Annotated in this window: 22 protein-coding genes; 10 read left to right on the top strand and 12 right to left on the bottom strand. The window is 47.3% G+C overall.

The window, feature by feature from the left end; translation table 11 throughout:
* Positions 1–53: 53 nt before the first annotated feature.
* Entirely contained in the window at positions 54–965 is a 912-nt protein-coding gene (locus HG547_RS18140; RefSeq protein WP_055648056.1) for a LysR family transcriptional regulator, read from the bottom strand.
* 111 nt (positions 966–1,076) lie between these two features.
* On the opposite strand from HG547_RS18140, the gene HG547_RS18135 reads away from it, so the two are divergent.
* From HG547_RS18135 to HG547_RS18125, 3 genes are read left to right on the top strand one after another with little or no spacing between them, the layout of a single operon-like run.
* Positions 1,077–2,213, top strand: coding sequence for an alkene reductase (locus tag HG547_RS18135; RefSeq protein WP_169548644.1), 1,137 nt, complete (start codon positions 1,077–1,079; stop codon positions 2,211–2,213).
* The gene (locus HG547_RS18130) at positions 2,213–2,857 is read left to right on the top strand and encodes an ester cyclase (protein ID WP_144376545.1); all 645 of its coding nucleotides are present in this window, start codon (positions 2,213–2,215) and stop codon (positions 2,855–2,857) included. Before HG547_RS18135 ends, HG547_RS18130 begins: the two co-directional genes overlap by 1 nt.
* The gene (locus tag HG547_RS18125) at positions 2,854–3,858 is read left to right on the top strand and encodes a polysaccharide deacetylase family protein (RefSeq protein WP_169548643.1); all 1,005 of its coding nucleotides are present in this window, start codon (positions 2,854–2,856) and stop codon (positions 3,856–3,858) included. The genes HG547_RS18130 and HG547_RS18125 overlap by 4 nt, the downstream gene beginning before the upstream one ends.
* A gap of 60 nt (positions 3,859–3,918) precedes the next feature.
* Here the strand turns inward: HG547_RS18125 and HG547_RS18120 are convergent, their stop codons facing one another.
* The 5 genes from HG547_RS18120 to HG547_RS18100 all read right to left on the bottom strand — a co-directional run bounded on the left by HG547_RS18120 (position 3,919) and on the right by HG547_RS18100 (position 10,256).
* Positions 3,919–5,079 (bottom strand): putative sulfate/molybdate transporter, encoded by a 1,161-nt coding sequence (locus HG547_RS18120; protein WP_169548668.1) that lies wholly within the window; start codon positions 5,077–5,079, stop codon positions 3,919–3,921.
* A 279-nt stretch (positions 5,080–5,358) separates the two neighbouring features.
* Positions 5,359–6,747 carry a tetrathionate reductase family octaheme c-type cytochrome gene (locus tag HG547_RS18115; RefSeq protein ID WP_169548642.1) on the bottom strand — a complete coding sequence of 463 codons (1,389 nt, stop codon included), beginning with the start codon at positions 6,745–6,747 and terminating at the stop codon, positions 5,359–5,361.
* Between the two features lie 47 nt (positions 6,748–6,794).
* On the bottom strand, positions 6,795–8,525 hold the full coding sequence (locus HG547_RS18110; protein WP_169548641.1) for a DUF3373 domain-containing protein: 1,731 nt from the start codon (positions 8,523–8,525) through the stop codon (positions 6,795–6,797).
* Between the two features lie 176 nt (positions 8,526–8,701).
* Positions 8,702–9,031, bottom strand: coding sequence for a c-type cytochrome (locus HG547_RS18105; protein ID WP_011718452.1), 330 nt, complete (start codon positions 9,029–9,031; stop codon positions 8,702–8,704).
* A 493-nt stretch (positions 9,032–9,524) separates the two neighbouring features.
* A complete protein-coding gene (locus tag HG547_RS18100; protein WP_169548640.1) occupies positions 9,525–10,256 on the bottom strand; it encodes an SDR family oxidoreductase in 732 nt (243 codons plus the stop codon).
* A gap of 160 nt (positions 10,257–10,416) precedes the next feature.
* Between HG547_RS18100 and HG547_RS18095 the strand changes: the two genes are divergently transcribed.
* Positions 10,417–11,256 (top strand): LysR family transcriptional regulator, encoded by an 840-nt coding sequence (locus tag HG547_RS18095; RefSeq protein ID WP_169548639.1) that lies wholly within the window; start codon positions 10,417–10,419, stop codon positions 11,254–11,256.
* 64 nt (positions 11,257–11,320) lie between these two features.
* Here the strand turns inward: HG547_RS18095 and HG547_RS18090 are convergent, their stop codons facing one another.
* Positions 11,321–12,862: a tetratricopeptide repeat protein gene (locus tag HG547_RS18090; RefSeq protein ID WP_169548638.1), complete on the bottom strand. Its 1,542-nt coding sequence runs from the start codon at positions 12,860–12,862 to the stop codon at positions 11,321–11,323.
* Between the two features lie 236 nt (positions 12,863–13,098).
* Here HG547_RS18090 and HG547_RS18085 point away from each other — a divergent pair, with 236 nt between their 5' ends.
* Together HG547_RS18085 and HG547_RS18080 are read left to right on the top strand one after the other, a co-directional pair.
* Positions 13,099–13,581: a hypothetical protein gene (locus HG547_RS18085; RefSeq protein ID WP_037422362.1), complete on the top strand. Its 483-nt coding sequence runs from the start codon at positions 13,099–13,101 to the stop codon at positions 13,579–13,581.
* A gap of 419 nt (positions 13,582–14,000) precedes the next feature.
* Complete coding sequence (locus HG547_RS18080; RefSeq protein WP_037422364.1) at positions 14,001–15,176, top strand: type III PLP-dependent enzyme; 1,176 nt, start codon at positions 14,001–14,003, stop codon at positions 15,174–15,176.
* 62 nt (positions 15,177–15,238) lie between these two features.
* On the opposite strand, the gene HG547_RS18075 is transcribed toward HG547_RS18080, so the two are convergent.
* Positions 15,239–15,451 (bottom strand): DUF465 domain-containing protein, encoded by a 213-nt coding sequence (locus tag HG547_RS18075; protein WP_037428200.1) that lies wholly within the window; start codon positions 15,449–15,451, stop codon positions 15,239–15,241.
* Between the two features lie 413 nt (positions 15,452–15,864).
* Here HG547_RS18075 and udp point away from each other — a divergent pair, with 413 nt between their 5' ends.
* Positions 15,865–16,623, top strand: coding sequence for a uridine phosphorylase (gene udp / locus HG547_RS18070; protein ID WP_037422367.1), 759 nt, complete (start codon positions 15,865–15,867; stop codon positions 16,621–16,623).
* 108 nt (positions 16,624–16,731) lie between these two features.
* On the opposite strand, the gene HG547_RS18065 is transcribed toward udp, so the two are convergent.
* A complete protein-coding gene (locus tag HG547_RS18065; protein ID WP_055648047.1) occupies positions 16,732–17,484 on the bottom strand; it encodes an outer membrane protein OmpK in 753 nt (250 codons plus the stop codon).
* Positions 17,485–17,972: 488 nt separating this feature from the next.
* Between HG547_RS18065 and HG547_RS18060 the strand changes: the two genes are divergently transcribed.
* From HG547_RS18060 to HG547_RS18050, 3 genes are read left to right on the top strand one after another with little or no spacing between them, the layout of a single operon-like run.
* Positions 17,973–18,443: an NfeD family protein gene (locus tag HG547_RS18060; RefSeq protein ID WP_055648046.1), complete on the top strand. Its 471-nt coding sequence runs from the start codon at positions 17,973–17,975 to the stop codon at positions 18,441–18,443.
* Positions 18,444–18,454: 11 nt separating this feature from the next.
* On the top strand, positions 18,455–19,390 hold the full coding sequence (locus HG547_RS18055) for a slipin family protein (protein ID WP_037422376.1): 936 nt from the start codon (positions 18,455–18,457) through the stop codon (positions 19,388–19,390).
* A complete protein-coding gene (locus HG547_RS18050) occupies positions 19,390–20,322 on the top strand; it encodes a stomatin-like protein (protein ID WP_037422379.1) in 933 nt (310 codons plus the stop codon). Before HG547_RS18055 ends, HG547_RS18050 begins: the two co-directional genes overlap by 1 nt.
* 219 nt (positions 20,323–20,541) lie before the next feature.
* Here HG547_RS18050 and HG547_RS18045 read toward each other — a convergent pair whose 3' ends face one another.
* From HG547_RS18045 to argS, 3 genes are all read right to left on the bottom strand, one after another.
* Entirely contained in the window at positions 20,542–20,766 is a 225-nt protein-coding gene (locus HG547_RS18045; RefSeq protein ID WP_023266915.1) for a hypothetical protein, read from the bottom strand.
* A gap of 567 nt (positions 20,767–21,333) precedes the next feature.
* Positions 21,334–22,035 (bottom strand): SPOR domain-containing protein, encoded by a 702-nt coding sequence (locus HG547_RS18040; protein WP_069454184.1) that lies wholly within the window; start codon positions 22,033–22,035, stop codon positions 21,334–21,336.
* Between the two features lie 3 nt (positions 22,036–22,038).
* Positions 22,039–23,784 (bottom strand): arginine--tRNA ligase, encoded by a 1,746-nt coding sequence (gene argS, locus HG547_RS18035; RefSeq protein ID WP_169548637.1) that lies wholly within the window; start codon positions 23,782–23,784, stop codon positions 22,039–22,041.
* Positions 23,785–23,895: the final 111 nt, after the last annotated feature.

Here is a 23,895-nt window from a genome sequence, read left to right as displayed (position 1 = left end):
TATCTATCTTCAGTTGCGGGTGCAAGCTACTTTTTATCAGGCCCAATTATCGTTTAAGGCGCTGGATATTCTTGGCTAAATTGCAGCAGTTTTTGGGCTAAAAATTCAATAGTGCGGCGAATTTTATGGCTAGGATAGTCGGTTTGTAGATAGACTAATTGCAGTGGCACCGCAGGCGCGAGTTTATCGGCTAGGATAAGCTGTAGTCTGCCTTCGGTGACATCCTGCGCCACATCGAGCCAACTTTTATAGGCTATACCTCGCCCCGCCAGTGCCCAATCGCGCACAACGGCGCCATCATTGCAAAAGCGTTTGCCTCTTACTTCAATCTCTACAGTTTCACCATTATGGCTGAATTTCCATTTCTGCCATGGCTCGCCGCCACGATTTAAGATCAACACTTGGTGTTGGCTCAGCTCGTTCAGTGTTTGCGGTTCACCATATTGCGCAAGATAAGCGGGGGAGGCGACGAGCACCCTTGGCGTCATCGACAGTTGGCGCCGTTTTAGATTGGAATCTTCCAGCTGGCCATAACGCAGGGCTAAATGGATATTTTGATCGATGAGATCTGTCATATGGTCGCCAAAGTACAGCTGAATCGACAGCTCAGGCGCGCTATCCATCAGCTCATCTAGCCAATTGCGGATCCGGCTGCGGCCAATGTCCGAGGGCAGAGCGATGCGCACTTCGCCCTTAAGCTCGCCCCTATGCTCGGCCAAATTAGCGGAAGCGGTTTCGAGTAACGCAAGGGCAGGTTTAGCTGCATCGAGAAATATTCGCCCTTCTTCCGTGAGTTGCAACCGCCGAGTTGATCGCGCAAATAGCTGACAACCTAACTTTTTTTCAAGTCGTTGCAGGGCCGCACTCGCGGCGGCGGGCGTCATGCCGACTTCTTTACTGGCGGCGGACAGGCTTTCTAGTGCAGCAATACGCAGGGCGAGTTGCAGATCGTTTATATGATACATATCAAATTATTTTTGAAAATGATTTAAATAATAGGCTGATTATCAATATAGATTAACTAATGCACAATTGCACTCAGATATTCAATCATCATTTATGGTTCGGGAGTGCATATGAGTTTATTTACAGCCTATGAGTCAGCGGCACTGACATTGCAAAATCGTATTGTTATGGCGCCGATGACACGGGCGCGTACCACGCAACCGGGTAATATCCCTAATGATTTAATGGCGCAATATTACGCCCAGCGTGCGTCGGCAGGGCTTATCATCAGTGAAGCGACCCAAATTTCCGACGACAGCCAAGGCTACTCATTTACCCCCGGCGTCTATACCGAGGCGCAAATTGATGGCTGGAAAAAGGTTACTGCGGCGGTGCATCAAGCGGGTGGAAAAATCTTCAATCAAATCTGGCATGTAGGCCGAGTGTCCCATCCGATTTTTCAGCAGGGTGCAGCGCCGATTGCACCTTCAGCGATTGCTCCTGTTGGTACTAAGGTATGGATCGTTGATGAGGAGCATCCCGAGGGACAAATGGTAGATTGCCCCGAGCCGAGGGAAATGACCCAAGCGGATATAGACCGCGTGGTGGCCGACTTTGCCAACGCAGGGGCAAATGCCGTTGCCGCGGGTTTTGATGGCATCGAAATCCATGGTGGTAATGGTTATCTCATTGACCAATTCCTGCGGACTAATTCTAATCACAGAACCGATGCCTATGGCGGCACGCCTGAAAAACGTATTCGCTTTTTATTGGAAGTGGTTGAAGCGGTAAGTGCCCAGATTGGCGCCGATAAAGTAGGCGTTCGCCTCGCACCCTATGTAACCTTTAAGGATATGGCCTGCCCTGAGATCGTCGATACTATCCTGTTGGCCGCCAAACACTTATCGGCGTTGGGCGTAGCGTATTTGCACTTGTCGGAAGCCGATTGGGATGATGCGCCACAGGTGCCTGAGTCTTTCAGAATCGAGCTTCGCAAAGTGTTTAAAGGCAGCATTATTGTGGCGGGGCGTTACGATGTCGAGCGTGCCAATGAGGTTATCGAAAAAGGTTATGCCGACTTAGTGGCCTTTGGCCGTGCCTTTATTGCTAACCCCGATCTGCCCTATCGATTAGCCAATCAATTACCCCTATCGCCCTTCGATAAGGGGCCATTATTTGGCGGCAGTGCGGCGGGCTATACCGATTATCCTAGTTATCAAGCGGCACTGCGCGCCGTCATCCGCTCTAGTGATGATGAGGTGGCATAATGCAAAACCGTATTTATTGCCCTGTTTCTCCTTGGATAAAAGTAGGTTTGTGGAGCTCAGGATTACTCGGCTTAGCCATTATAGGCTTTGCGCTTGCGAGTCTAAGTATGACGGCGTTTGCCGCTCAAGGTGGTTCAACCCAAGCCAGTGTTGATGTCAAAACTGCCCTTACCCCTAAGGTAACGGCAATGGAGCTGATCAGCGATGGTTCACCACAGGCTGAATCGATTGCCCACGCTGCCTTGCTATACGCTAGTTTTTGGGATACCGGTGATCCGACATTTGCCCGCTGGGCATTAGCGACCAATTTTATTGATCGCACCTTGCCCGAAGGTCGTGCACAGGGGATTAGCGGACCGCTCGACGCCTCTAAAACCTTTAGGGCGGCGGTGCCAGATCTCTCGGTAACCGTTGAGCACTTGCTGGTGGTCGGTGACCGTGCGGTTGTGCGCCTCCGTTTTAATGGCCACTTTACGGGTACCTTTGGTGAACAGCGTGGTCAAGGGCAAAAAATTGATTTTCGCGCCGTAGATATGTACCGCGTGCGTGAGGGTTTTATTACTGATAACTGGCACCTAGAGGATTATCAAACGCTATTTAACCAGCTTGCCTCTAACGCTGTGACCACAGGAGCGAAGTCATGAATCAACGTCGACAATTTTTAAAGACCAGTTTACAGGCGGGCGGCGCTTTGATTGCGGGTGTAGGGCTGAGTCAGTCTGCATTTTCAATGGGAGTTCCGAGCTTAGTGGCGGTCGATGATCAAACTCAAACTTCGGTAGGAGGCAGTATGAATAAGCGTTTTTGGCCTAATGGCGAGCAACTAGTGATCTCTATATCCATGCAGTTTGAGGCTGGCGCGCAGGATAAAAATGCTGAAGGGCCGTTTCCACCAATGGAGAAAGGCTACCCAGATACGATTACTCCCAGTTGGTACGACTACGGGATGAATGAAGGGATACCGCGTTTGCTGCGTATATGGCGTAAGCACAATATTCACGTGACATCCCATATGGTGGGCCGCGCCGCCGAATTACATCCACAACTTGCCAAACAAGTGGCGGATGAAGGCCATGAGATTTCAGGCCATGGGCAGACGTGGACGCCGCAATACAGTATGTCGCCAGCGCAGGAGCGCGCCTCTTATATTCAGAGTGTCAACACCTTAGAGAAGATCACCGGCCAGCGCCCCATTGGGTTTAATGCGTTTTGGATGCGCCACAGCACCCAAACCTTAAATATCCTGCAGGACTTAGGCTTTATCTATCATATTGATGACTTATCGCGGGATGAACCTTCGATTACGCCGGTGCAAGGTAAGCCATTTGCCGTGGTGCCTTATACCTTGCGTAACAATGATATAGGTCGATTTGGTGGTAACACCGCGATGACTGCCGCCGACTTTTTACAGGAGCTTAAAGATGAATTCGATATGCTCTATCAAGAAGGTGCCTCCCAGCGGCGGATGATGTCCATCAGTGTGCACGACAGAATTGGTGGCACGCCAGGTCTTGCCAATGCCTTAGATAAGTTTATTCAATACGCGAAAGAACACTCAAAAGTGGGTTTTATGCGTAAGGATGCGATTGCTAAATGGGCGCTGGCGCAAAAGGATACGCCAACCAATCCAGCGAGAACATTTTAAGGGATAAAAACACAGCGCATGGATGCGCTGTGTTTTTTACTCTCTTGGATATAGTTGCGCTTAACGCATCGCGAGCATGGCCCAAGTGCGGCGCCCCTGCTCAAGAAGAATCCCTACGGCTAATCCTGCTGCGGCGTTAATGGCAAGGCAGGTCACTGCGGTAGATAAGATCACAAAGATACAAAAGGGCTTGCCGTCGATCAGGCGTTTTGACCAGGCTAATTGCAATCCGCCGATAGAAAGTAAGCTGCCGAGAATCGCTACAGGAATAAGCCCGAGCAACCACGCCATTTGGCTATCCCAAAACAGGGCGATAACCACACAAGTACCGCCGAAGATTAATGGCGCGAGGTGAGTTCGGGCGCCAAAGTGATACTGCACCGCCAGCCCTCCCGCACCGTGACACATGGCTGCAGCGCCAAAAGGCGCGAGTAATAGATTCGCCAGCCCAGAACTAATCGCTAAGTTTTTAGGGGTAAGTTTGGCGGCATCTTCAGGGAATTTTTCCTGCGCCATCACCGAGGTGGCAATCACCGCATTGGTTAAGGTGAGTGCCAGCTGCGGTAACACCAGCAAAATCGCGGCCGAACTCCATTCATTTAATGTCGGCCAAGCCAGATGTAAAGATGCACTCAAGGCGGGAATGCTCAGACTGGTATCCATATCGGTTTGGCTATTAGCTTGCCAGATCATGCCTGCTGCGATAACGAGTGGCATGGCAAGGTAGCGTAATGGCAAAAATTTACTCGCAAATAGCAAGGCAAACGCGCCGAGTCCTAGCAACCAAAAATCGCTCATCATCTTAGCCCCCATCCACATCAATTGCAGACCAATCGCCAATTGAATCCCCACACTGACGGCTTGGGATAATTGCTTGGCAAGCCAAGTGATGGCGCCGCTAAAGGCCAAGATTAACAGGATAACGCCCATCAACATGGCGCTGGCTTGCAGCATCCCGGGCGTTAAGCCTTGGGCGATGACGAGGGCGGCGATGACCTTCATGGGTTGGACGGGAATAGGGCGGCGATAAAATAAGGCGCTTAATATTGCGAATAGGCCAAAGCCTAAAAATATCCCTTGGGGCGAAAATTGGTTTAGGGCAATTAAGCCCAAGACCAAAGGTAAAAAAGTGCCTAGGTCGGCGAATGCACCGCTGGTTTCACCGAGTAAACGGTTGAGCGGTTGAGTTGAGTGCTGTGCTGGGGTTTTGCCCGCGGTCATAGAGGTTGCCACAATTGAACATTGCCTGATTAGGCAAAATAAATGCCATAAAAATCAGTTAATTTGACTTATAAACAGAGCCAAACTCCTTTTCGTGCCAATTGGTTGAGACAAACTGGGACAGTGTTATTTTTTAACTGCGGCGATTTGTCTTTGTCGGCGGATATACCACGATAAAAAAGAGAGCTTAGCCAGCGGGTACTAAGCTCTCAAAAGTTTGCAGGGGAGCGATACTCGCTATGCCATCAGGCTTGGTTAGGCTATAGCGAGTGGAACAGCTTATGGTTGCTTATGCTTAGGGCCTTGCTTGTTTTTCATAGGGTCGCCTTGATAGCCCAAGGCTTGCCAATCGAGACGAGTGCCTTTGTTGTGGCAGTCATTACAGTTAAGCGCTTGTTCCTTTGGTGATACCATATGGTTGATACGCCACCACATTTCAGTGGCAGCAAAGTCATATTCACCACTGTATTTAATACCTTTTTCCAACATGGTTGGATTGGCTTCCATACCCAGTTTCGCCGCTAAATTCCAATCAAACTCGCTCCAATATCCGCCCTTGCCATAGGTTTTTGGGGTGATAAAGATGTTGAGTTTCTTGTCGTAAATCTGCTTACCGGTATGCACCTTAAAGGGATAAATCTTGGCTTTAGCATCGTTAATATCGCCCATAGGGTAGGTCAGCTTAGTGACGACATTCGGATCTATTTTGTCCCCCGCCATATAAGCGTTAGCCGTGCCGTTGTACCAAGCGTACTGGGGCTTGACCATTTTCTCCCACACAAAGTCACCCTTTTTCTTTTGATAGGTGTGTTTACCATATTGATCTACGGTTTCAGGCTTATCATCCCCTGCGGTTGACCAATCCCAGTGCATCTTGGTGGGTTCATTCTTAGCGAAGAAGGGAATATGGCAGGTTTGGCAGGCCACGGTTGCGGTATGGGTATTGAGCTTTTTGTTGCTATGCGGCGCACTCTCGTGGCAGTTCTCACAACCTATATGGTCAATACCGCCAGGGGATACGCCCATCGCATTACCTGATATTTGATGTTTTTCAGTGGTATGGCAGTTTTGGCATTGGAAGTTATTGCCGTCGCTGTCCATGTGTACATCAGTGGCTTTATCGGGATAGGCCATGGAGGAGTCTAGATCCCCATGTTTGACCGCATCACCACCGCCACCATAGAAGTGGCAGCTACCGCAGTTATCCCGCACGGGTTCACCCACGTTTTGCGCGATCTTCGCCAGATCGAGTTTTGCCATGGGTTCACCTGCACCAGCAGGGTCTTTTACATAGGTGCCTGTAGTGTCGTGGCAGACTAAGCAGTCCACTTTGGTTTTATCTTTAAAATCAAAGTTGCTGTCCTTCCAACCATAACCAGCGTGGCAGCTAGTGCAGCGAGGCTCGTTGCTGGAAATCGACACACAGAAGTTATTGATACTGTTTTTCTTACCGCGTAATACGGTTCTATCGGGGAGCTTTTGTTCTAATTCCCATGTCCAGTGGGAGGTTTTCATCATGTCCGTGGCTTGTTCTTCGTGGCAGGTTAAGCACTGAGTCGTGACCTCAGAACCTGTGGCGAAGGGGCCTTTAAGAACGTCTTTATGGGGATTGGCAGCCTGCGCTTGCAACGCCATACCCGCTAAGGCAATAACAATGAGTTTTTTCATTCTGTACTCCTGCCCTCGGCGATACCGAGGGCTGAATGGCGTCTAGGTTAGAAGTTAATGGTCAGCGAGGCGTTAACATCGAAGGCCTTATCGACTACCGGTAGCATCGAGTAGGCTGAGCCCGCTAGCACCTCATCGATTTTTTGTGGTGCGCCCACAGGTGTGCCGCTACCTGTGTATTCGTAGTCGTAGTAGAGTCCAGCCAGTTTGATAAACATTTTGGGATTGATATCAAAGATGTAATAGGCCTCGCCGACGTGGCCACGGGTGGCTAACTTGCTACCGATTGGGTCATCTTGGGCTTGGGTGAAGGGCGTCCAGTATTCGGAACCATAGTTATATTCCAAGCCAAACTTGCCGTAGGGCGCAGGGATTTGGATACCTACATAGATGCCATAACCATCTTTGGTATCGGTATCATCGCTGGTTTTCGGCACCATGATGATTTCGGTCCCTGTGCTATTGAGCTCAGCTTCAAACACCGCATCGGATAACATGCCGCCGAACATGCCAGCATTGCCATTTGGCTCTGCGCGTGTCCAACCCAGTGATGCAAACCATTTAATATCGTTAGCTTCTTCCCGCGCAAAGCCAATGCCGCCAAGGTACATATCACCAATGACGCCGCTAGGTTGCACTCGGGTGACAAAGTTAAAGTTGTCAAACTTTTGCATATCCTGGTACATGGTGGGGGCGAAAATTCCCGCCAGTTGGGTCGGGAAGGCCATAGTGCCTTTAAAGCCGTCGTTCACGTCTTTGGCACCAAACAGGGTAAATTGCAGGAAGTTAGTACCGTCGTTGATGGCATCGATATTAAAGCCGCCGAGGTGGGTATCCTTGGTGACTATGTCGCCAAACATTTCGCCATTACCCCATTGAGATTCAAAGCCTTGGCCATAACAGAAGCGAACCACTTGCCCCTCAACTCCAGTGATTTCCCCTAGGTTGTAGCCTAAGGTGGCACCGTCGAAGTTAAAGTTAACCAAATGGCCCGAAGGTGTGCCGCCACGCAGTTCGTTTTCACGGTAGTGGCTTGGTGGGCCATAGGTGGATGGGCGGCGGCCAATCGAGAGGTAAAACTCGGAGCCATTGATTTTTTTCCAGTCGAAATAGGCGCGCTCTACCCTTAACCAGTCACCACTGGTATTGCCGCTACTGGTGCCATCCATAGTAAATGAGCGCCAAGAATCAAATACTTGTACGCCAGTGGAGTCGCCCCAGTTTTTGTACATGCTCAGACGACCGGCAAAGCTGACGTTATCCCATACCTTGGCCTTAAGGTTTAACCGCAGGCGAGTGGTGTAAAAGATATCGTTATCAATATCTTGGATATGTTGCTGCGCGAGTACATAGGGCATCACGCCCTGTAACATGCCATTTTGAAAGGCGGCCGCAAGGTCTGGGTTGGCTTGCATCATCTGTCCGAGAGGTGAATTAGGATCGTTTGGCATCCCAAAGGCGCCGGACATGGCCTTGGCGCCAAAGTCATTAAAGTTGACCTTAATGGCGGGGTTCCAAACGACATCGCGGTAATGCAGTGAGTGAGCCTTGGTTCTAAAGTCGCCAGTGATTTCAAGGCGATCTAACGAGGTGTGGCGTTCGGTTTTATCGACACGACTATTGAGTTCATCGAGCTGTTCGGTGATATCGGCAAGCTGTTGTTTCAGCTCTGCCATTTTTTGGGTGTCGGCTGGCGTTTCGTTGGCTGCGGCAAAGGTTTGGCCGGACATAAACAGCGCATTAGCAACCAATATCGAAATGAGTGTACGTGTACGCATAGGGTTTCTCCCTGAGTGTTCCGTTGGCACTGGCTCAAGGCCCGTGCCAAATTTACCCAACAGGAGGCCCTGAGGTGTGCTCCCCATTTTTCTCTTATTGGGCTTGGTTTTATTTCAATGGGTTAACTTACAGTTGCAGGCCTGCGGTTATCCCTTTGATTTAGGCTCGGCAGCGATTAACCGCAGGTTTGCGGTTGCTCCGAGTCGGCGGCATGGTCATACAGGAATTGCTGTATATCTTTGAGATCTTGCTCGGTGAGGCCGTTGAATACCTCAGGTTTGAGTTTGTGTTTATCTTTGTCGAAGAAGCGATCCCATTGGCTCATGGTTTTGCTCATTGGGGTTAGCTCGCCACCTTCACCACCTTGGCTATGGCAGGCTTTACATTCTTTTTTATAGAGGTGCTTTCCTTTTTTAGGATTACCCCCTTCGGCGGCATAGGCTTGAAGGCCTAAGCTACTAATCAGCGCGACGGCGATTGCGATCTTAGTTGAAGTTTTCATCATCTCATCCTTTCTTAATTGTCATTCACATGACTTTGTTGGTGGAATGTGGCTATTGCTTCCACCTTGTGAATAAATTTATCAAAGGTGATGGGATGTTTATTTGAGGTACATCACTTCCATTAAAAAAATCTAATTGATAAAAATTTCATTGATAAAAATCTAATTGATTGGTGGTGGAATGATTTGGGTGGGAATTTACATTTTCAAAAACAATGATTTGTTTTTATTGCTAAATTAGCCTGTTGTGTCGCAGCTAGGGTTTTAAGTCGGATAGGGCGGAAAAATGAGAGTGATCGAGTTAACACTTTGTAAAATTTGCGATCGCTAAAGTAGTCGTTCGGAATGATTTAGCTCCATTTTTGCTGTGTGGAGGGGGAGGTTTTTGCCGCTAGGCGTTGAGCACACTCGGTCGATTTTTATATTTTTAAACGCAGTGGCACTCGCACACTGCGTTTTACCCATGACTATAGCGAGGTCGTGCCAAGCACGTTGCTTAAGGTTGCTGGCGTGTTGGCGCTAACACTATCTCACGCACACAGACATTTTGCGGTTGTTGCCAAGCAAATAATGCTGCTGCGGCAACGTTTTCCGGGGCGATCACACCGCCCATTTGTACTTTCCAATCTTGGTAGCCAGCTTTGATAGCATCATCCGTGGTGTGGCTTAATAGTTCTGTCTCGACCGCTCCTGGCGCAATGGTGATTAGGCGTACATCGTCCATTGCGACTTCTTCGCGGATGTTTTCGGTTAAGGCATGCACGGCAAATTTTGTCGCGCAATAAGCCGCATGGTTGGGGAAGGTCTTACGTCCCGCCACTGAGCTGATATTGATAATGGTGCCGGTTTTGCGCGCCTTCATTCCGGCTAAAACCGCATGGATACCATTGAGCACGCCCATCACATTGATATTGAGCATACGGCTCCACTCGTTAGGATCTTGGGTATCGATTTGCCCAAGCAACATGACGCCTGCGTTGTTGATTAGGCAACCCACAGGGCCAAACTGTGCTTCCGCTTGGTTAATCGCCGCCTTGATAGCGTCAGCATCGGTTACATCAACGCTGATGGATAAACTGTTTGGTAAAGCAAGGGCTTGCATTGCCTCGACGCGGCGCGCTAACAGTAAGAGTGGGTGTCCGGCAGCACTAAAACTTTTAGCGATAGCTGCGCCAATACCAGATGAAGCGCCTGTGATCACAACGAGGGATTTATTGGGCTTTGTCATTTGAGTTTCCTATCTTTATCTGCGAATAATATGGTTAATTGAGCAATATCTAGCTTGTTCATCAGTATAGATGGGGATTTTTAGGCTGGAAAATACTTATTTTCACTGGATATGATAGGATTTGCCTATGACATATGCTGGGGCAGACTGGTGAAGGCTGATGGTAGATTTACGCTTATTACGCTTTTTTATCGCAATTTATGAAGAAAACAATATTACCGCGGCGGCAACACGTTGTTATGTCAGTCAACCCTCGCTTTCCGCTGGGCTCAAGCAGCTAGAGGAAGAGCTTGGCGGCGCCTTATTCGAGCGCAGTAAAAAAGGCGTAAAAGCCTTGGATAGCGCCCATTATCTGTATCCGCTGGCGGTTAAGTTGGTGGAGGAAGCCAGTAAATTACCCGCGCTATTTATGGCAAAAGCGAGTCGGCAAAAGTTGCGTTTAGCCGTGATGCCTGATTTGAGTCAGCGCCGGCTTGCTGGGCTGTTAACGCTAATTAATCAAGCAATTAGTCATTTGGATTTAGAACTGGTGGATTATCAAAGCCCTGCGGATTGCAGGTTAACTTTAGACAGTTTACGCCATGAGGATGAAGTGTTTTTTCCGCTTTGGGAGGAGGATTATGTGCTATGCGTGCCGACTGAGCATCCGCTTGCGCAGCTCAGCAGTATTCGTCCCGAAGAGTTAAGTCAGTACGATTTTATTGAGTGCCCACCCTGCGAGGCGCATCAGCAAACCATAGGCTTACTCGCATGCAGTAATTTGTCGCTCAATTTGGTGGCGAAGGCGGAATCTAAGTCTTTGGTTATGTCACTGGTACTGGCGGGATTTGGGGTGAGTTTTCTCCCCGATGGATTAATCGAAGACGAGCCTCGGCTTAGACAGATTAAATTCGATGGGCCTAGGATGTTTCGCCGTATTGGTTTGTGTTATCCATCCCATCAAACCGTTGCGCCTACGTTGGCAACATTGCTGCGGCATTTGAGCAAAACCACGGCTTAAGCCGTGGTTTTTAATAATAGGGTTTGGCCAAACGGCTAAACCCTAGTAATCAGCAATTTAATCCTTATTCATTACTCTGTAAGTAAGGTGCTAGCTGAGTTTCAATCCTCTCGATTTCATCTTGGGCATACAACAACTCGGACTCTGTTAAGCGCGGCAGGACTTGTTGTTGATACAAAAGCTGATCGCTATTCATCCCGTATTTGCCAAAGTTGCGCAGTAATATGCTCGACCAAATATATGTCTGAACCGGTTTATCAATCGACTCATGGCGGTTGATATCAACGAGGGCTTGCATACCATCTTGGCTGCCCAAGTCGGCAGCTTTACGGTACCAAGTCTCTGCGGTTTGCAGCGCTTCGCGGCTCGGATGCTCACCCTTGCGGTAGATTTCTGCTTGGTTAAGGTAGTAATAAGCTTGCTGCTCATTGGGGATAGGATGTTGATGCAGAAAGTTATTACACAGGCTTTGGGCTTCGCGGATCTCTAGGGTACCTAAGCGCTTACTGAGCTTCTCATATGCGTCTTGATAGTCACTGATATGGCTCATCGCTGCGAGTTGGTAATACATTAAGGCTTTAATCGGTTGTCGCGAGACACCTAAGCCTTCTTCGTAGATTTTGCCTAGGCCGAATAGGGCTTCCTCTTGCCATTGGGACGCTAGCGTCTCGAATTCTGTTCTTGCCTGTTGATAGTCATTATCCGTTTGTGGGTCGAGTAGTTTAAGGTGTGCCAGCGCTAACTTAGCAAAGACATTGTCAGCGGCGCTGGATTTTTCTAACCAGTGGCGGGCTTTGCCGTAGTCGACGGCAAAATCTTCACCATAGAGGAAACGTTTGCCTAGGTAATACTGGCGAAAATCATTTTCTACGGCATATTCGCTGAGTAAAGCTTCGGCGCGGACGAGGTCCTTAGGGCCGCCTTGGCCTGCGGCCAGCATATGGCCTAGGTTATCTTTTGCGAGTTCATCACCGGCGGCGACGGCTTTCTCAAAGTATTCCCGCGCTTTGCTATAGTCTGGCGTGACACGTTCATCGTGCCAATACAGGGTGCCTAGGTGGTAATAGGCATCTTGGTTGCCTTGGGCGGCCGCCTTTTCGAACCAATAAATGGCTTGGCTAGCATCGGGATCGAGAAAGGGTTGTCTGAGATACAAATAGGCGAGCTCATATTGAAACTCGACTTGCCCCGCTTCTGCACTGGCTTTGAGCTGTTCTACCTGTTCGCGTAACTGCTCGGGTGTTTGCGCCTCAGAGGCAACCAAGCTAGTAATTAGGGTAAGCATGGGTAAATATTGCGGATCGATCTCGGCGGCTTTTCGATACCAATCATTAGACGCTTTGATATCGGCCGGAACCTGTGGGAAACGACCCGAATACAGTTCGGCCATGGCAATGGCTGCCACGGCGAAGCCTTTATCAACGGCCTGCTGAATATAGTCTAGGCCTGAATTGACTTCGCCTTGATTGATTAATGTCAGTCCGTGATTGAGTAACGCTGAGGGTTCTCCTGCGGCAAGTGCTTCGGCTTGAATCTTCTTTTTTTGGTACTTTGCGAAAAAAACAAAGAGTACGATAAAAGCTATAATGATAAGTATCAACAACATAGTATTCCGTCACTATCGATATTTTGGCAGCACAGTAAACTTGTAACAGACTAAAATTGCAAGTGTAGTGTTTGAAGTTAGGTCGCTAAGTCTGATATATCCCATGTGAGTGGACGTCTTTTAAAGACGTATTCGTGATGCATTGTGAAGCGTATCATGTAATAGCTCGGATTAAATGAGCAGGTTACCAGACTCGGGTATGCTATTGCCCGTATCTAAAATGGAGCTAAGTGTTTATGAGAAAGCTGTTGTTGTGCCTGTCCTTCCTTTTCACTCCCATGATGGCGTTGGCTACAAGTTATGTAGCGGGAGACGCGATAAGTCCTATTTCATTGCAAGATCAAAATGATAAGGCGGTCAGTGTTACCGAACAAACCAAAGTAGTGCTCTTTAGTCGTAGCATGAAAGGTGGCGATATCATTAAAGAAACTCTAACGCCTTTAACGGGGGATAAGTTTCCTGCGCATTTAGTTTATGTGGCTGATATCAGTGGTATGCCATCGCTGATAGCCAAATTTGTGGCTGTACCACAAATGCAGGAACTGCCTTTTGCCATTGGTTTAGACAGGGAAGGGCAGATTAGCCGCCTATTGCCCGATACCAAAGATATGGCAACCATGATTTTATTGGATAATCTCAATATTCAAGATATTGCTTACTTTGACTCCAGCGAAGCCCTAGGCCAAGCCTTAGTCAAATTAAATGAGTCACAGCAGTAAAGTCGTAGGACTACGCCCTATCTGAGGGGGAGATATTTCCCCCTCTTTTATATCTGACTAATCCTTATATAACACTACAGATGTGTTTTCTCGCTCGGTATTACTACGCTGTGGAACTTAAGGTTCATCCTATCGTTTTCTCCCTGATAATCTGCCCTTAGCTAATGCGAGCTGCCTCTTTAAAAAATTCATTTTTAGCGCTAATAAAGCTTAAGATTCTTTGCTGAACTCTTATGCATAATTATCTGTTTTAAAAATAGTTTTTTTAGGTCCAATTCGGCTTAATATTTGTTGGAATAAAAAGTTAGTTATTAAGCATAAAAATTCGTTGCGTTAACTAAAAAAATAGCGTTTACTGCGCACGTTTTTAAGACACATAACGACTTTTTATCATCTGACCCAAAGGAGACTCTGGCCCAATGAGCCAATTTCAATCTATTGATGTTGCTGACTATTATGATGCTCAAACCTTCAAACGTATTGAAGAGTTTGCGAAGGATAAAGCGACCCCGTTCGTAGTGATTGATACCAGTATCATTGCGAAACAATACGATGACATGGTTAATAGTTTTCCTTATGCCAATGTTTATTATGCAGTTAAGGCAAACCCCGCGGCTGAGATCCTGACATTACTAAAAAATAAAGGGTCAAACTTTGATATTGCCTCGATTTATGAGCTAGATATGGTTATGAATGTCGGCGTTACAGCTGACCGTGTTAGCTATGGCAATACCATTAAAAAGCGCCAAGATGTACGTGCTTTTTATGAGCGTGGCGTGCGTATGTATGCATCGGATTCTGAAGCTGACTTACGTATGATCGCCGAAGAAGCACCAGGTTCACGCATCTATGTGCGTATCCTGACCGAAGGCACAGACACCGCCGATTGGCCACTGTCTCGTAAGTTTGGTTGCCAAAATGAGATGGCTTATGAGCTGTTAGTGTTGGCGAAGGAACTCGGCTTAGAACCCTACGGTATTTCATTCCACGTGGGATCACAGCAGCGTGATATCGGTGCTTGGGATTCGGCGATTGGTAAAGTGAAAAGTATCTTCGATCGTTTGCGCGATGAGCACAATATTGTATTGAAGATGATCAACATGGGGGGCGGTTTCCCTGCGAATTATATCGACAAAACCAATCAACTCGGTGTCTATGCTGAGCAAATCACTCACTTCCTGAAGGAAGATTTTGGTGATGATCTTCCCCAAATTATTTTGGAGCCGGGTCGTTCGCTGATCTCTAACGCTGGGGTGTTGGTGTCTGAGGTGGTGTTGATCAGTAAGAAATCCTACACCGCATTAGAGCGTTGGGTGTTTACCGATGTGGGTAAGTTCTCTGGTTTAATCGAAACCATGGATGAGGCAATTAAATTCCCAATCTACACCCATAAACAGGGTGAGCTGGATAAGTGCGTGATTGCTGGCCCAACCTGCGACAGCGCCGACATTATGTATGAGCACTACAGCTATGGTTTACCGAATGACCTAGCGATTGGAGACCGTATGTACTGGTTAACCGCCGGTGCTTACACCACGACTTATTCAGCTGTGTGTTTTAATGGTTTTCCACCACTGAAGGATTACTATCTGTAATCGGTCTTAGATAGCAACAAAAAGGGCGCTGCGGCGCCCTTAGTTTTTCCCGTGATAGCAGCTTAGCTGTGGGATTTGAGAATTTGATAGATCTCTTCTTTTAAGTGGAGTTTTTTGCTCTTGAGCTCTTTCACTGCGGGATTGAAATCACTACCGACACGTTTTTCCAGTTGTTTGATTTCCTCATCTAATTGATTGTGCTCGTTGAATTTACGTTGAAAATGAGCATCTTGGGTCTTTAAGGTGGTAATCAGATCTCGGTACTCTGGAAACATTGGCGTTCTCCTTGTCGTCTTTCTACTGTGCTTTGGTCTCGTCTTAACCCTAACCTTAGGCATAATGAATAAACGTGATATGGATCAATATTTGTCCTTCTACAGGTTAATACTAAAGCGTGATTTCAGCAAATCAGCTATAAATCAATGATCTATATCTTTTATATTGCTTGATGTGGCGATTGAGTCAGATCTGACTCACACTTTATTCCACGTAATTGATACAAGCTCACAGAAGCATCACAGATTTGCTATCTTTGTGATCAAGCTGTAATAGATTTGGTAATTACATTACGGATGAACAATTCTTCTTGCCGATAATTCTGTGATCAAGTTAACCTTCACCGCTTCGATACTAGGTTAAAGTCGATTATATAAGAATTTTACTATCAAAAATGAAAGGGGTTTTCACGATGGCTGATGTATTTCATTTAGGTTTGACCAAAGCGATGCTCGATGGCGCTACGTTGGCGATTGTGCCAGGCGATCCTGAGCGTGTAAAACGTATTGCTGAGTTAATGGATAATCCAACGTTTCTTGCAAGCCACCGCGAGTACACCAGCTACTTAGCGTATGCTGACGGTAAGCCAGTGGTGATTTGTTCTACCGGTATCGGTGGTCCATCAACATCGATTGCGGTAGAAGAGTTAGCGCAATTAGGCGTGAATACCTTCTTACGTGTTGGTACTACAGGTGCGATTCAACCCCATGTGAATGTGGGTGATGTGATTGTGACTCAAGCGTCAGTGCGTTTAGATGGCGCGAGCTTACATTTTGCACCAATGGAGTTCCCAGCAGTGGCTAACTTTGAATGTACCACAGCTATGGTTGCTGCGTGCCGCGATGCGGGCGTAGAGCCACATATTGGTGTTACCGCATCTTCAGATACCTTCTATCCAGGTCAAGAGCGTTACGACACTGTCACTGGCCGTGTGACCCGCCGTTTTGCTGGTTCAATGAAAGAGTGGCAAGAAATGGGCGTGCTGAACTATGAAATGGAATCAGCCACCCTATTTACTATGTGTGCGACTCAAGGTTGGCGCGCTGCCTGTGTGGCGGGTGTGATCGTAAACCGTACTCAACAAGAAATTCCTGATGAAGCAACAATGAAGAAAACCGAAGTCAGTGCGGTTTCTATCGTGGTTGCAGCGGCTAAGAAGTTACTCGCGTAATCTTGGTTCAATATCACTCCCCTGCAAAGCGAGTGGCTCAATAACAAAAAAGGTGCCTTGGGCACCTTTTTAATTTTCAAAACTAACTTTGACTTTTGCCAGTCACTGTTAGAAGTGGTACTGAGCAATCACAGAGTAAGTGTCTTGGTCGATACCTTTCACGCCGTATTTATTGGTCCACAGATCGTACTCAATACCTACCAGCAGTTTATTTGCCTTATGGTCACCAAATAGGCTCTTACCTAAATCGTATTTAAGCTGAGGGTTAAAGTGGAAGTTCTCTTCATAACCACTGTTGTCTGTTGCAAATACCCAATCGATAAAGCCATCGAGAATGATGTTAGCAGACCCTACAGGGATATCGATTCTGAATACTGGGGTGAACTGCCAACCATCACTGATGTTGCCTGAGCTCATCGCATCGCGACGATAGGTGTTGAAGTTAAGGTAAGTAAAGTAAGGCACGGCAACATCGACCCCTAAGCCATAGAGCAAGCTATGCACAGGGCCTTCACCTTCTTCGTAGGTGAGGGCTAATGAAAGATCGGTAATTGGGCCGAAGGCAATCTTTTCGCCGAGGATTTTACTCGCGCTAAAGCGCGGTGAAATCTCTCCGTAGGTGGTGCTATCCATGCCCGTGTGGTCGCCTTTGAAATAGATAAAATCTTGGAAGGCAAACCAATCACCGTATTTCCATGCACCAGCGGTTTCGAGTGTGACTGTCGTTTGCTTGTCCGAAGGAGCCAAGTCGTAGTCTTCGCCATAAAGGGCGGTTGCACTGAAATCCCACCACTGTACTAAGTCACCAGCAAATGCTTGAGGTGAAAGCATTAATGCTAGACATAGGCATGTCTTTTTCATTGTTATTTCCTGTTGTAGGGGTAGAGGTTAATAAGGTTGTACTCAGTTCCTGCTCTGTGCACTGTATGGCAAAGCGACTCAGGTGTTGTGTCTTGAGTCGACCCCCGACAGAGAGCTAGGTCAAAAGTGCGGGCAATATATGCAAAAATTTACAATTATTCAAAGTTTTTATCGAATGTTGTTGTGAAAATCACATAATCATATTGTGGGTTTGTGTTTGCTTAATTTATTGATTTTGTATGATTATTTATTGTTTTCATTCTTGTTTGTTGATGTTTTAAGCTAACTTTTTGAATTGATTGTGCTTAATTTTAGAACAGAAACCCATAGCGTTTTCCCTATAAAGCGATTCAGCCTATTAGTCAGCTTCAGTTATTTCCCTTGCTGTCGTTTAAAAATCGGCGTATAAATTTATGACATATTATGTCGCGCGTCTGTTGTTCTGCTGCTATAGTGCTGCACTGGATGCTCTCATTTCAGGGGGAAATATGGAGTTTTCGAATCTGATTGTCATCTGGTCTATTATCGGGATTATCTTGATGCTAGCGGAACTGGTGATACCCGGAGGTATAGTTGTGCTTCTTGGTGCCGCCTGTTTAGTGGTCGCAGGTGCCTTAGGTATTGGCCTAGTGGAAGGCCTAGTTCAAAGTCTGACACTGTGGTTTATGTCGGCCATTGTCCTATTGCTTGCCTTTCGGCAAGTCACACAAAAATTGGTCGGTGGGGATTCCCATGTGGACAACACCGATGAAGAACTTGATATCTACAATCAAATCGCTCGAGTGAAACAAACCATAGGCCCAGGACAATCGACAGGAAGAGTCGAGTTTCAAGGGAGCGAATGGCCCGCATTGGGGGATGGTAGTGTCATTGCTGCGGGCTCTGAGGTCAGGATTATCTGCCGTGAAAACATTGCCCTAGTGGTTGAGCCTGTTCATCAGGCAACGTCTCAAAACTAAAGGATGAGTCTATGTTTGTGTTTACCTTAATCATTTTATTTGTCTTGTTTATTCTCTATAAGCTCATGCTAATAGTGCCAATGCGTGAGGTGCATGTCATTGAGCGTTTAGGGAAATTTCGCACTGTGTTACAACCGGGATTTCATTTCTTAATTCCCTTTTTCGACCGTGTGGCCTATCGCCACGATACCCGTGAGCAAGTGCTCGACGTGCCGCCACAAAGCTGTATCTCCAAGGATAACACTCAGCTTGAAGTGGATGGTTTAGTGTATCTCAAGGTTATGGATGGAAAACTAGCGAGCTACGGTATTGAAAACTATCGTAAAGCTGCCGTCAATCTGGCGCAAACTACGATGCGTTCTGAAATCGGTAAGCTCACTTTGAGTGAAACTTTTTCCGAGCGTGACCGCTTAAACGAATCCATAGTGCGCGAGATTGATAAGGCGTCTGAGCCTTGGGGGATCAAAGTGTTACGTTATGAGATCCGCAATATCACGCCATCGCGCCACGTGATCCATACCCTTGAAAAACAAATGGAAGCCGAGCGCCGTAAACGCGCTGAAATTACTCTAGCCAATGCTGAAAAGGCTGCGATGATCAATATGTCAGAGGGTGAACGCCAAGAAGCGATTAACATTTCTGAAGGCCAAAAACAGAAGCGTATCAACGAAGCTAAGGGTACAGGCCAAGAGATTGCCATTATTGCTAAGGCAAAGTCCGAAGGCATGGCAATGATTTCCCAAGCGTTAGCGGTTAATGGCGGTACCGATGCGATGAATATGTTGTTAAAAGAGCAGTTTATTGCTCAGGTTGGTAAGATCCTCAACGATTCGCAAGTGTCGGTCGTCCCGGCTGAAATGGCAAAACTCGAAGGATTCTTCGAAGGAATGGAACAAGTCACCCAAACCGTGGCTGGCCATAATGCAACTAGCAAAGGAGCTCGCTAATGGAAATCCCATTGAATACTGATGTCGCAGTAATGGTTATTTGGGGACTGATTTTCGCCATATTTGTGATTAAGCTGTTCCAATCCATTCGCTTAGTCCCGACTAAATCGGCCTATATCGTTGAGCGTTTAGGTAAGTACCACTCGACGTTAGATGCGGGTTTCCACACCCTGATCCCATTTGTCGATAAAGTGGCTTATATCCATGACTTAAAAGAAGAGACTATCGACGTGCCGCCACAGGAGTGCTTCTCGAGCGATGAGGTGAATGTGGAAGTCGATGGGGTGATTTATATCTCTGTTACCGATCCTGTGAAGGCAAGCTATGGCATCACCGACTATCGTTATGCGGCTATCCAGCTGGCACAGACCACCACGCGCTCAGTGATCGGCACCTTAGATCTCGATCGCACCTTTGAAGAGAGGGATGTGATTTCGGCCAAGGTAGTGGAAGTGCTCGACCAAGCAGGCGCCATGTGGGGGATCCGCGTGCATCGTTATGAGATTAAGAACATCACGCCGCCCGAGACGGTGAAAAACGCCATGGAAATGCAAGTGAATGCCGAGCGTGAGCGCCGTGCATTACTGGCAAAGAGTGAGGGTGATAAGCAGAGTAAGATCAATCGTTCCGAAGGGATTAAAGCGGAAACGATTAACCGTTCTGAGGGGGAAATGCAACGTCGTATCAACGAGGCCGAAGGTAAAGCGGAGGAGATTTTAACGCTGTCGCGCGCCACGGCGGAATCGATTGAACGTTTAGCAACAGTGATTGCCGCTCCTGGTGGCCATAACGCACTGCGTATGCAACTCGGTGAGCAATACTTTAAGCAGCTTGATGGGTTAAGCCAAAAGTCTAGCCGTATTGTGTTGCCCGGTAATATGGTCGATTTCGATTACTGGATGAATAGCATAGGCTTAAAAGAGAAAGCTTAAGACACTAAACCATGCAGGTGCTTAAATATTCATAACTTAAGCACCAATAAACCTAAGGCCAAATAGTGATATTTGGCCTTATTTTTTGCGGTTTTGCATAGGATTGACAAGGATGATTGGTTGAAAATGTTTCGGACGAATGCATCTAATTGACGCGCGGTACAGGGGGAATTCAATGAAGCCATCCGTTGGCGTTACATTGTATTAAGACTAAGCGCGTTAATAGGCCAAACGTTCAGAGATTTCGGAGTGGGAATGGGTTTCGATAAGCCGCGCTATAGTGTCTTGTTCAAGTACTGCTAAGGCGGAAATTTCGTTGTAAATCTTATCCTGCACATCTAAAGGCATGTGAACATGCTCCATAAACATCCGGATACTTAAGGCGTCACCACTTTTGAACAGTTGGCTAAATTCAGAGGCTTCGATCTCGATTAATGCATTCATAATACTTCACCCTGAGGTTGGTTTTTGGAGAGTAGACAACAGGTTTTGCTGTTTATTAAGAGATACGCCTAAGTTTGATCTAGGTCAATTAAACGCCATATTAATCTTTCTTAATAAACAAATTTACTGTGTAAAAATAGGTGGTTATAAATTCTATAAAATGAAATTGTGACTTATACCAATCACATTAAATATCTAATCAGTTCAGAGCCTCACAGGCATCTCAATCCAAGGAGCATTGACGAAGAAATGGTTATTCCCTTTTAAGTCAATGTAACACGGGAGTGAGATGCCTGTGAGGCTCCCGAAGGGCGGGGTTGAACGTGCTTTATACTACGTTTAAGGCTTTCGACAGAGCGCCACTATGCCTTCAAGCCTTCGCCTTGTCTAAAGCCCGTTTAACTCCCGCTGAATGAACAGATATTTAATACGATTGGTATTAGCTCAATGTTTAAAGCGAGGCGAAAGAGGGTGGTTGGGAGCGGACTTCAGTTGGCAAGAAGATAAAAAATCGCGGCGCGTGATGGCTCACGCGCCGCGATTCAGAGACTCATTTTCCGAGTAGGATTACTTAGGAATGGCTAAGAGTTGGCAGCCATTGATCCCTGCATTTTGCAAGGTGTGACGCTTACGCTCGGCATCACGTTTGCGCTCATAAGGCCCGAGGATGACTTTGTACCAAGTGCCTGAGGTGCCCTCAATTTGTCTGACCTGCGCTTCTAATCCTTGGAATGCAATCACGGCCTTCATCTGGTTCGCCTGCGACTCCTGACGGAATGAGGCGCACTGCAATTGATATTGCTGTGGAGCACGCGTTGCCACGACATCAGGAATATCCACTTCGACGTGTTTATTCTCAAGCTCGTCCAGATAGGTCCATTCTTCCTTGGGTTTTGGCGGCAAGGCATTCGGATCTTTCTTCGGCACTTCAACTTCAACTACCGGCTGTTCCTCTACCGGAGCGGCGACGGCGACTTCTTGGCGCTCAACCTCTTTCACCTTTGGCGTTAGCGTTGCAGCGGGTTCTCTTGCCTTCACTTCTTTTTCTGTTTTGACTTCTACAGGCGCTTCCTGCTTGGCCGTGTCTTTAATGCTCCACAGAAAATAGCCAAAACTGCCTACAGCAATAAAGGCAAACAGGATCAAAGGAATAGGAAGTTTACGGCTAGGCGGGGCCTTTTTAGCCGCAGGCCTTGCGCGTGTCGCGCGGATCGGGCGCGGTTTTGCGCCCGATTGCGGTCTTCTGTTGGCATAGTCACGATTGCTCATGGCTTACATCCGTTCTAGGGTTTCGATACCTAGTAGATTTAGGCCTTTTTGCAGAGTGCTCGCCGTCAGTTGTGACAGCAGTAAACGACTGTTTTTTTGCTCGTCGTTATCGGCTGCAAGCACTGGGCAGGCCTCATAGAAACTAGAGAAAGCCCCTGCTAATTCATAGAGGTAACCGCAGAGCACATGTGGTTGGCCTTTGTCGATAACACGGCTTAGGATTTCACCAAACTGCGCCAGTTTGTTGCCTAGATCTTTCTCTTTTTCGTGGTCGAGTACGATTTTGGCTTGGCTTAAGTCAACATCGGTCGCACGCTTAAAAATGCCAGCGACACGGGTGTAAGCGTATAACAGGTAAGGCGCGGTATTGCCTTCAAAGCTCAGCATTTGCTCGAAGCTGAAGATGTAATCGCTGGTACGGTTTTTCGATAGATCAGCATATTTCACCGCGCTGATCCCAACTACGCGGGCAATCTCTGCAAGTGTCGCTTCATCCATATCTGGATTCTTACTGCGAACTAATTCCAGCGCGCGGCTGTTGGCTTCGTCGAGCAGATCAACTAATTTCACCACGCCACCAGTACGGGTCTTGAACGGACGACCATCTTCGCCATTCATAGTACCAAAGCCTAAGTGCTCGAGTGACATATCCTCGCGGACAAACTTGGCCAGTTTGGCAAGGCTAAACACTTGCTGGAAGTGCAGTGCTTGGCGTAAATCAACAAAGTACAGCACGCGGTCGGCTTTGAGTACACTTGAGCGGTAACGCATCGCGGCTAAGTCGGTTGTGGCGTACAGGTAACCACCATCGGCTTTTTGAATGATAACCGGCAGTGGTTCGCCTTCTTTTGTGCGGAAGGCCTCTTGGAAGACCACTTTGGCGCCGTTACTTTCAGTCAATAAACCTTGGGCATCTAAATCTTTAACAACTTGCTCTAAATCGGCGTTGTAGGCGCTTTCACCGTGCACGTCGGCGCGGGTTAAGCTCACCCCTAAACGCTCGTATACTTCGTGGCAATGGCTTAGCGAAATATCGTTAAACTCGCGCCACAGTTTGTTGCAGTACTCATCACCGGATTGCAGTGCAACCACAAGCTGACGGGCGCGGGTCGCGAACTCAGCCGATTCGTCGAAACGCAGTTTGGCGGCGCGGTAGAAGGTTTCGAGATCCGATAACTCTAATTGGGCTTGTTCGCCATTGACTGCACGTAATTCTTCCATGTAAGCCAGCAACATACCAAATTGGGTGCCCCAGTCGCCCACGTGGTTTTGACGGATCACTTTGTGGCCTAAAAACTCGAGGGTGCGCACCACGCTATCGCCGATGATGGTTGAACGCAGGTGACCTACGTGCATCTCTTTGGCGAGGTTTGGTGATGAATAATCCACCACAACAGTTTGTGGTGCGGGTAATTTGATCCCTAAATGCGCATCGCCAATCGCGGCTTGTAATTGGTTAGCCAAGGCGCTGTCATCGATGAAGAAGTTGATAAAACCAGGACCTGCAATTTCAACTTTTGCCACATAAGCAGAGGTGGGAAGGTTATCAATGATCAACTGCGCTAATTCGCGGGGATTTTTACCCGCCGCTTTGGTTAGCATCATGGCTAAGTTGGTCGCCAAATCGCCATGGCTCTTATCCTTGGTTCGATCTACTTGAATTCGGGCCTCAAAATCCGCAGGTAAAATACCTTGTTGTTTAAAGGATTCGATAGTTTGTTCAAGTAATGATTGGATATGTGATTTCATGGATTAATTAGCTACTAACTTTAAGAGTGAATACAGGGAATAACCGCGTATTTTAGCCGTTTGTGGTGGCTAATTGCTATCTTCCCGATGATTTTTTATCAAATTATTGAA

The organism is Shewanella sp. DNRA4, from assembly GCF_012843185.1.
Classification (GTDB): domain Bacteria; phylum Pseudomonadota; class Gammaproteobacteria; order Enterobacterales; family Shewanellaceae; genus Shewanella; species Shewanella xiamenensis.
Note: the sequence above shows the minus strand (reverse complement) of the source record. Positions and strands in the feature narration are given on the sequence as shown.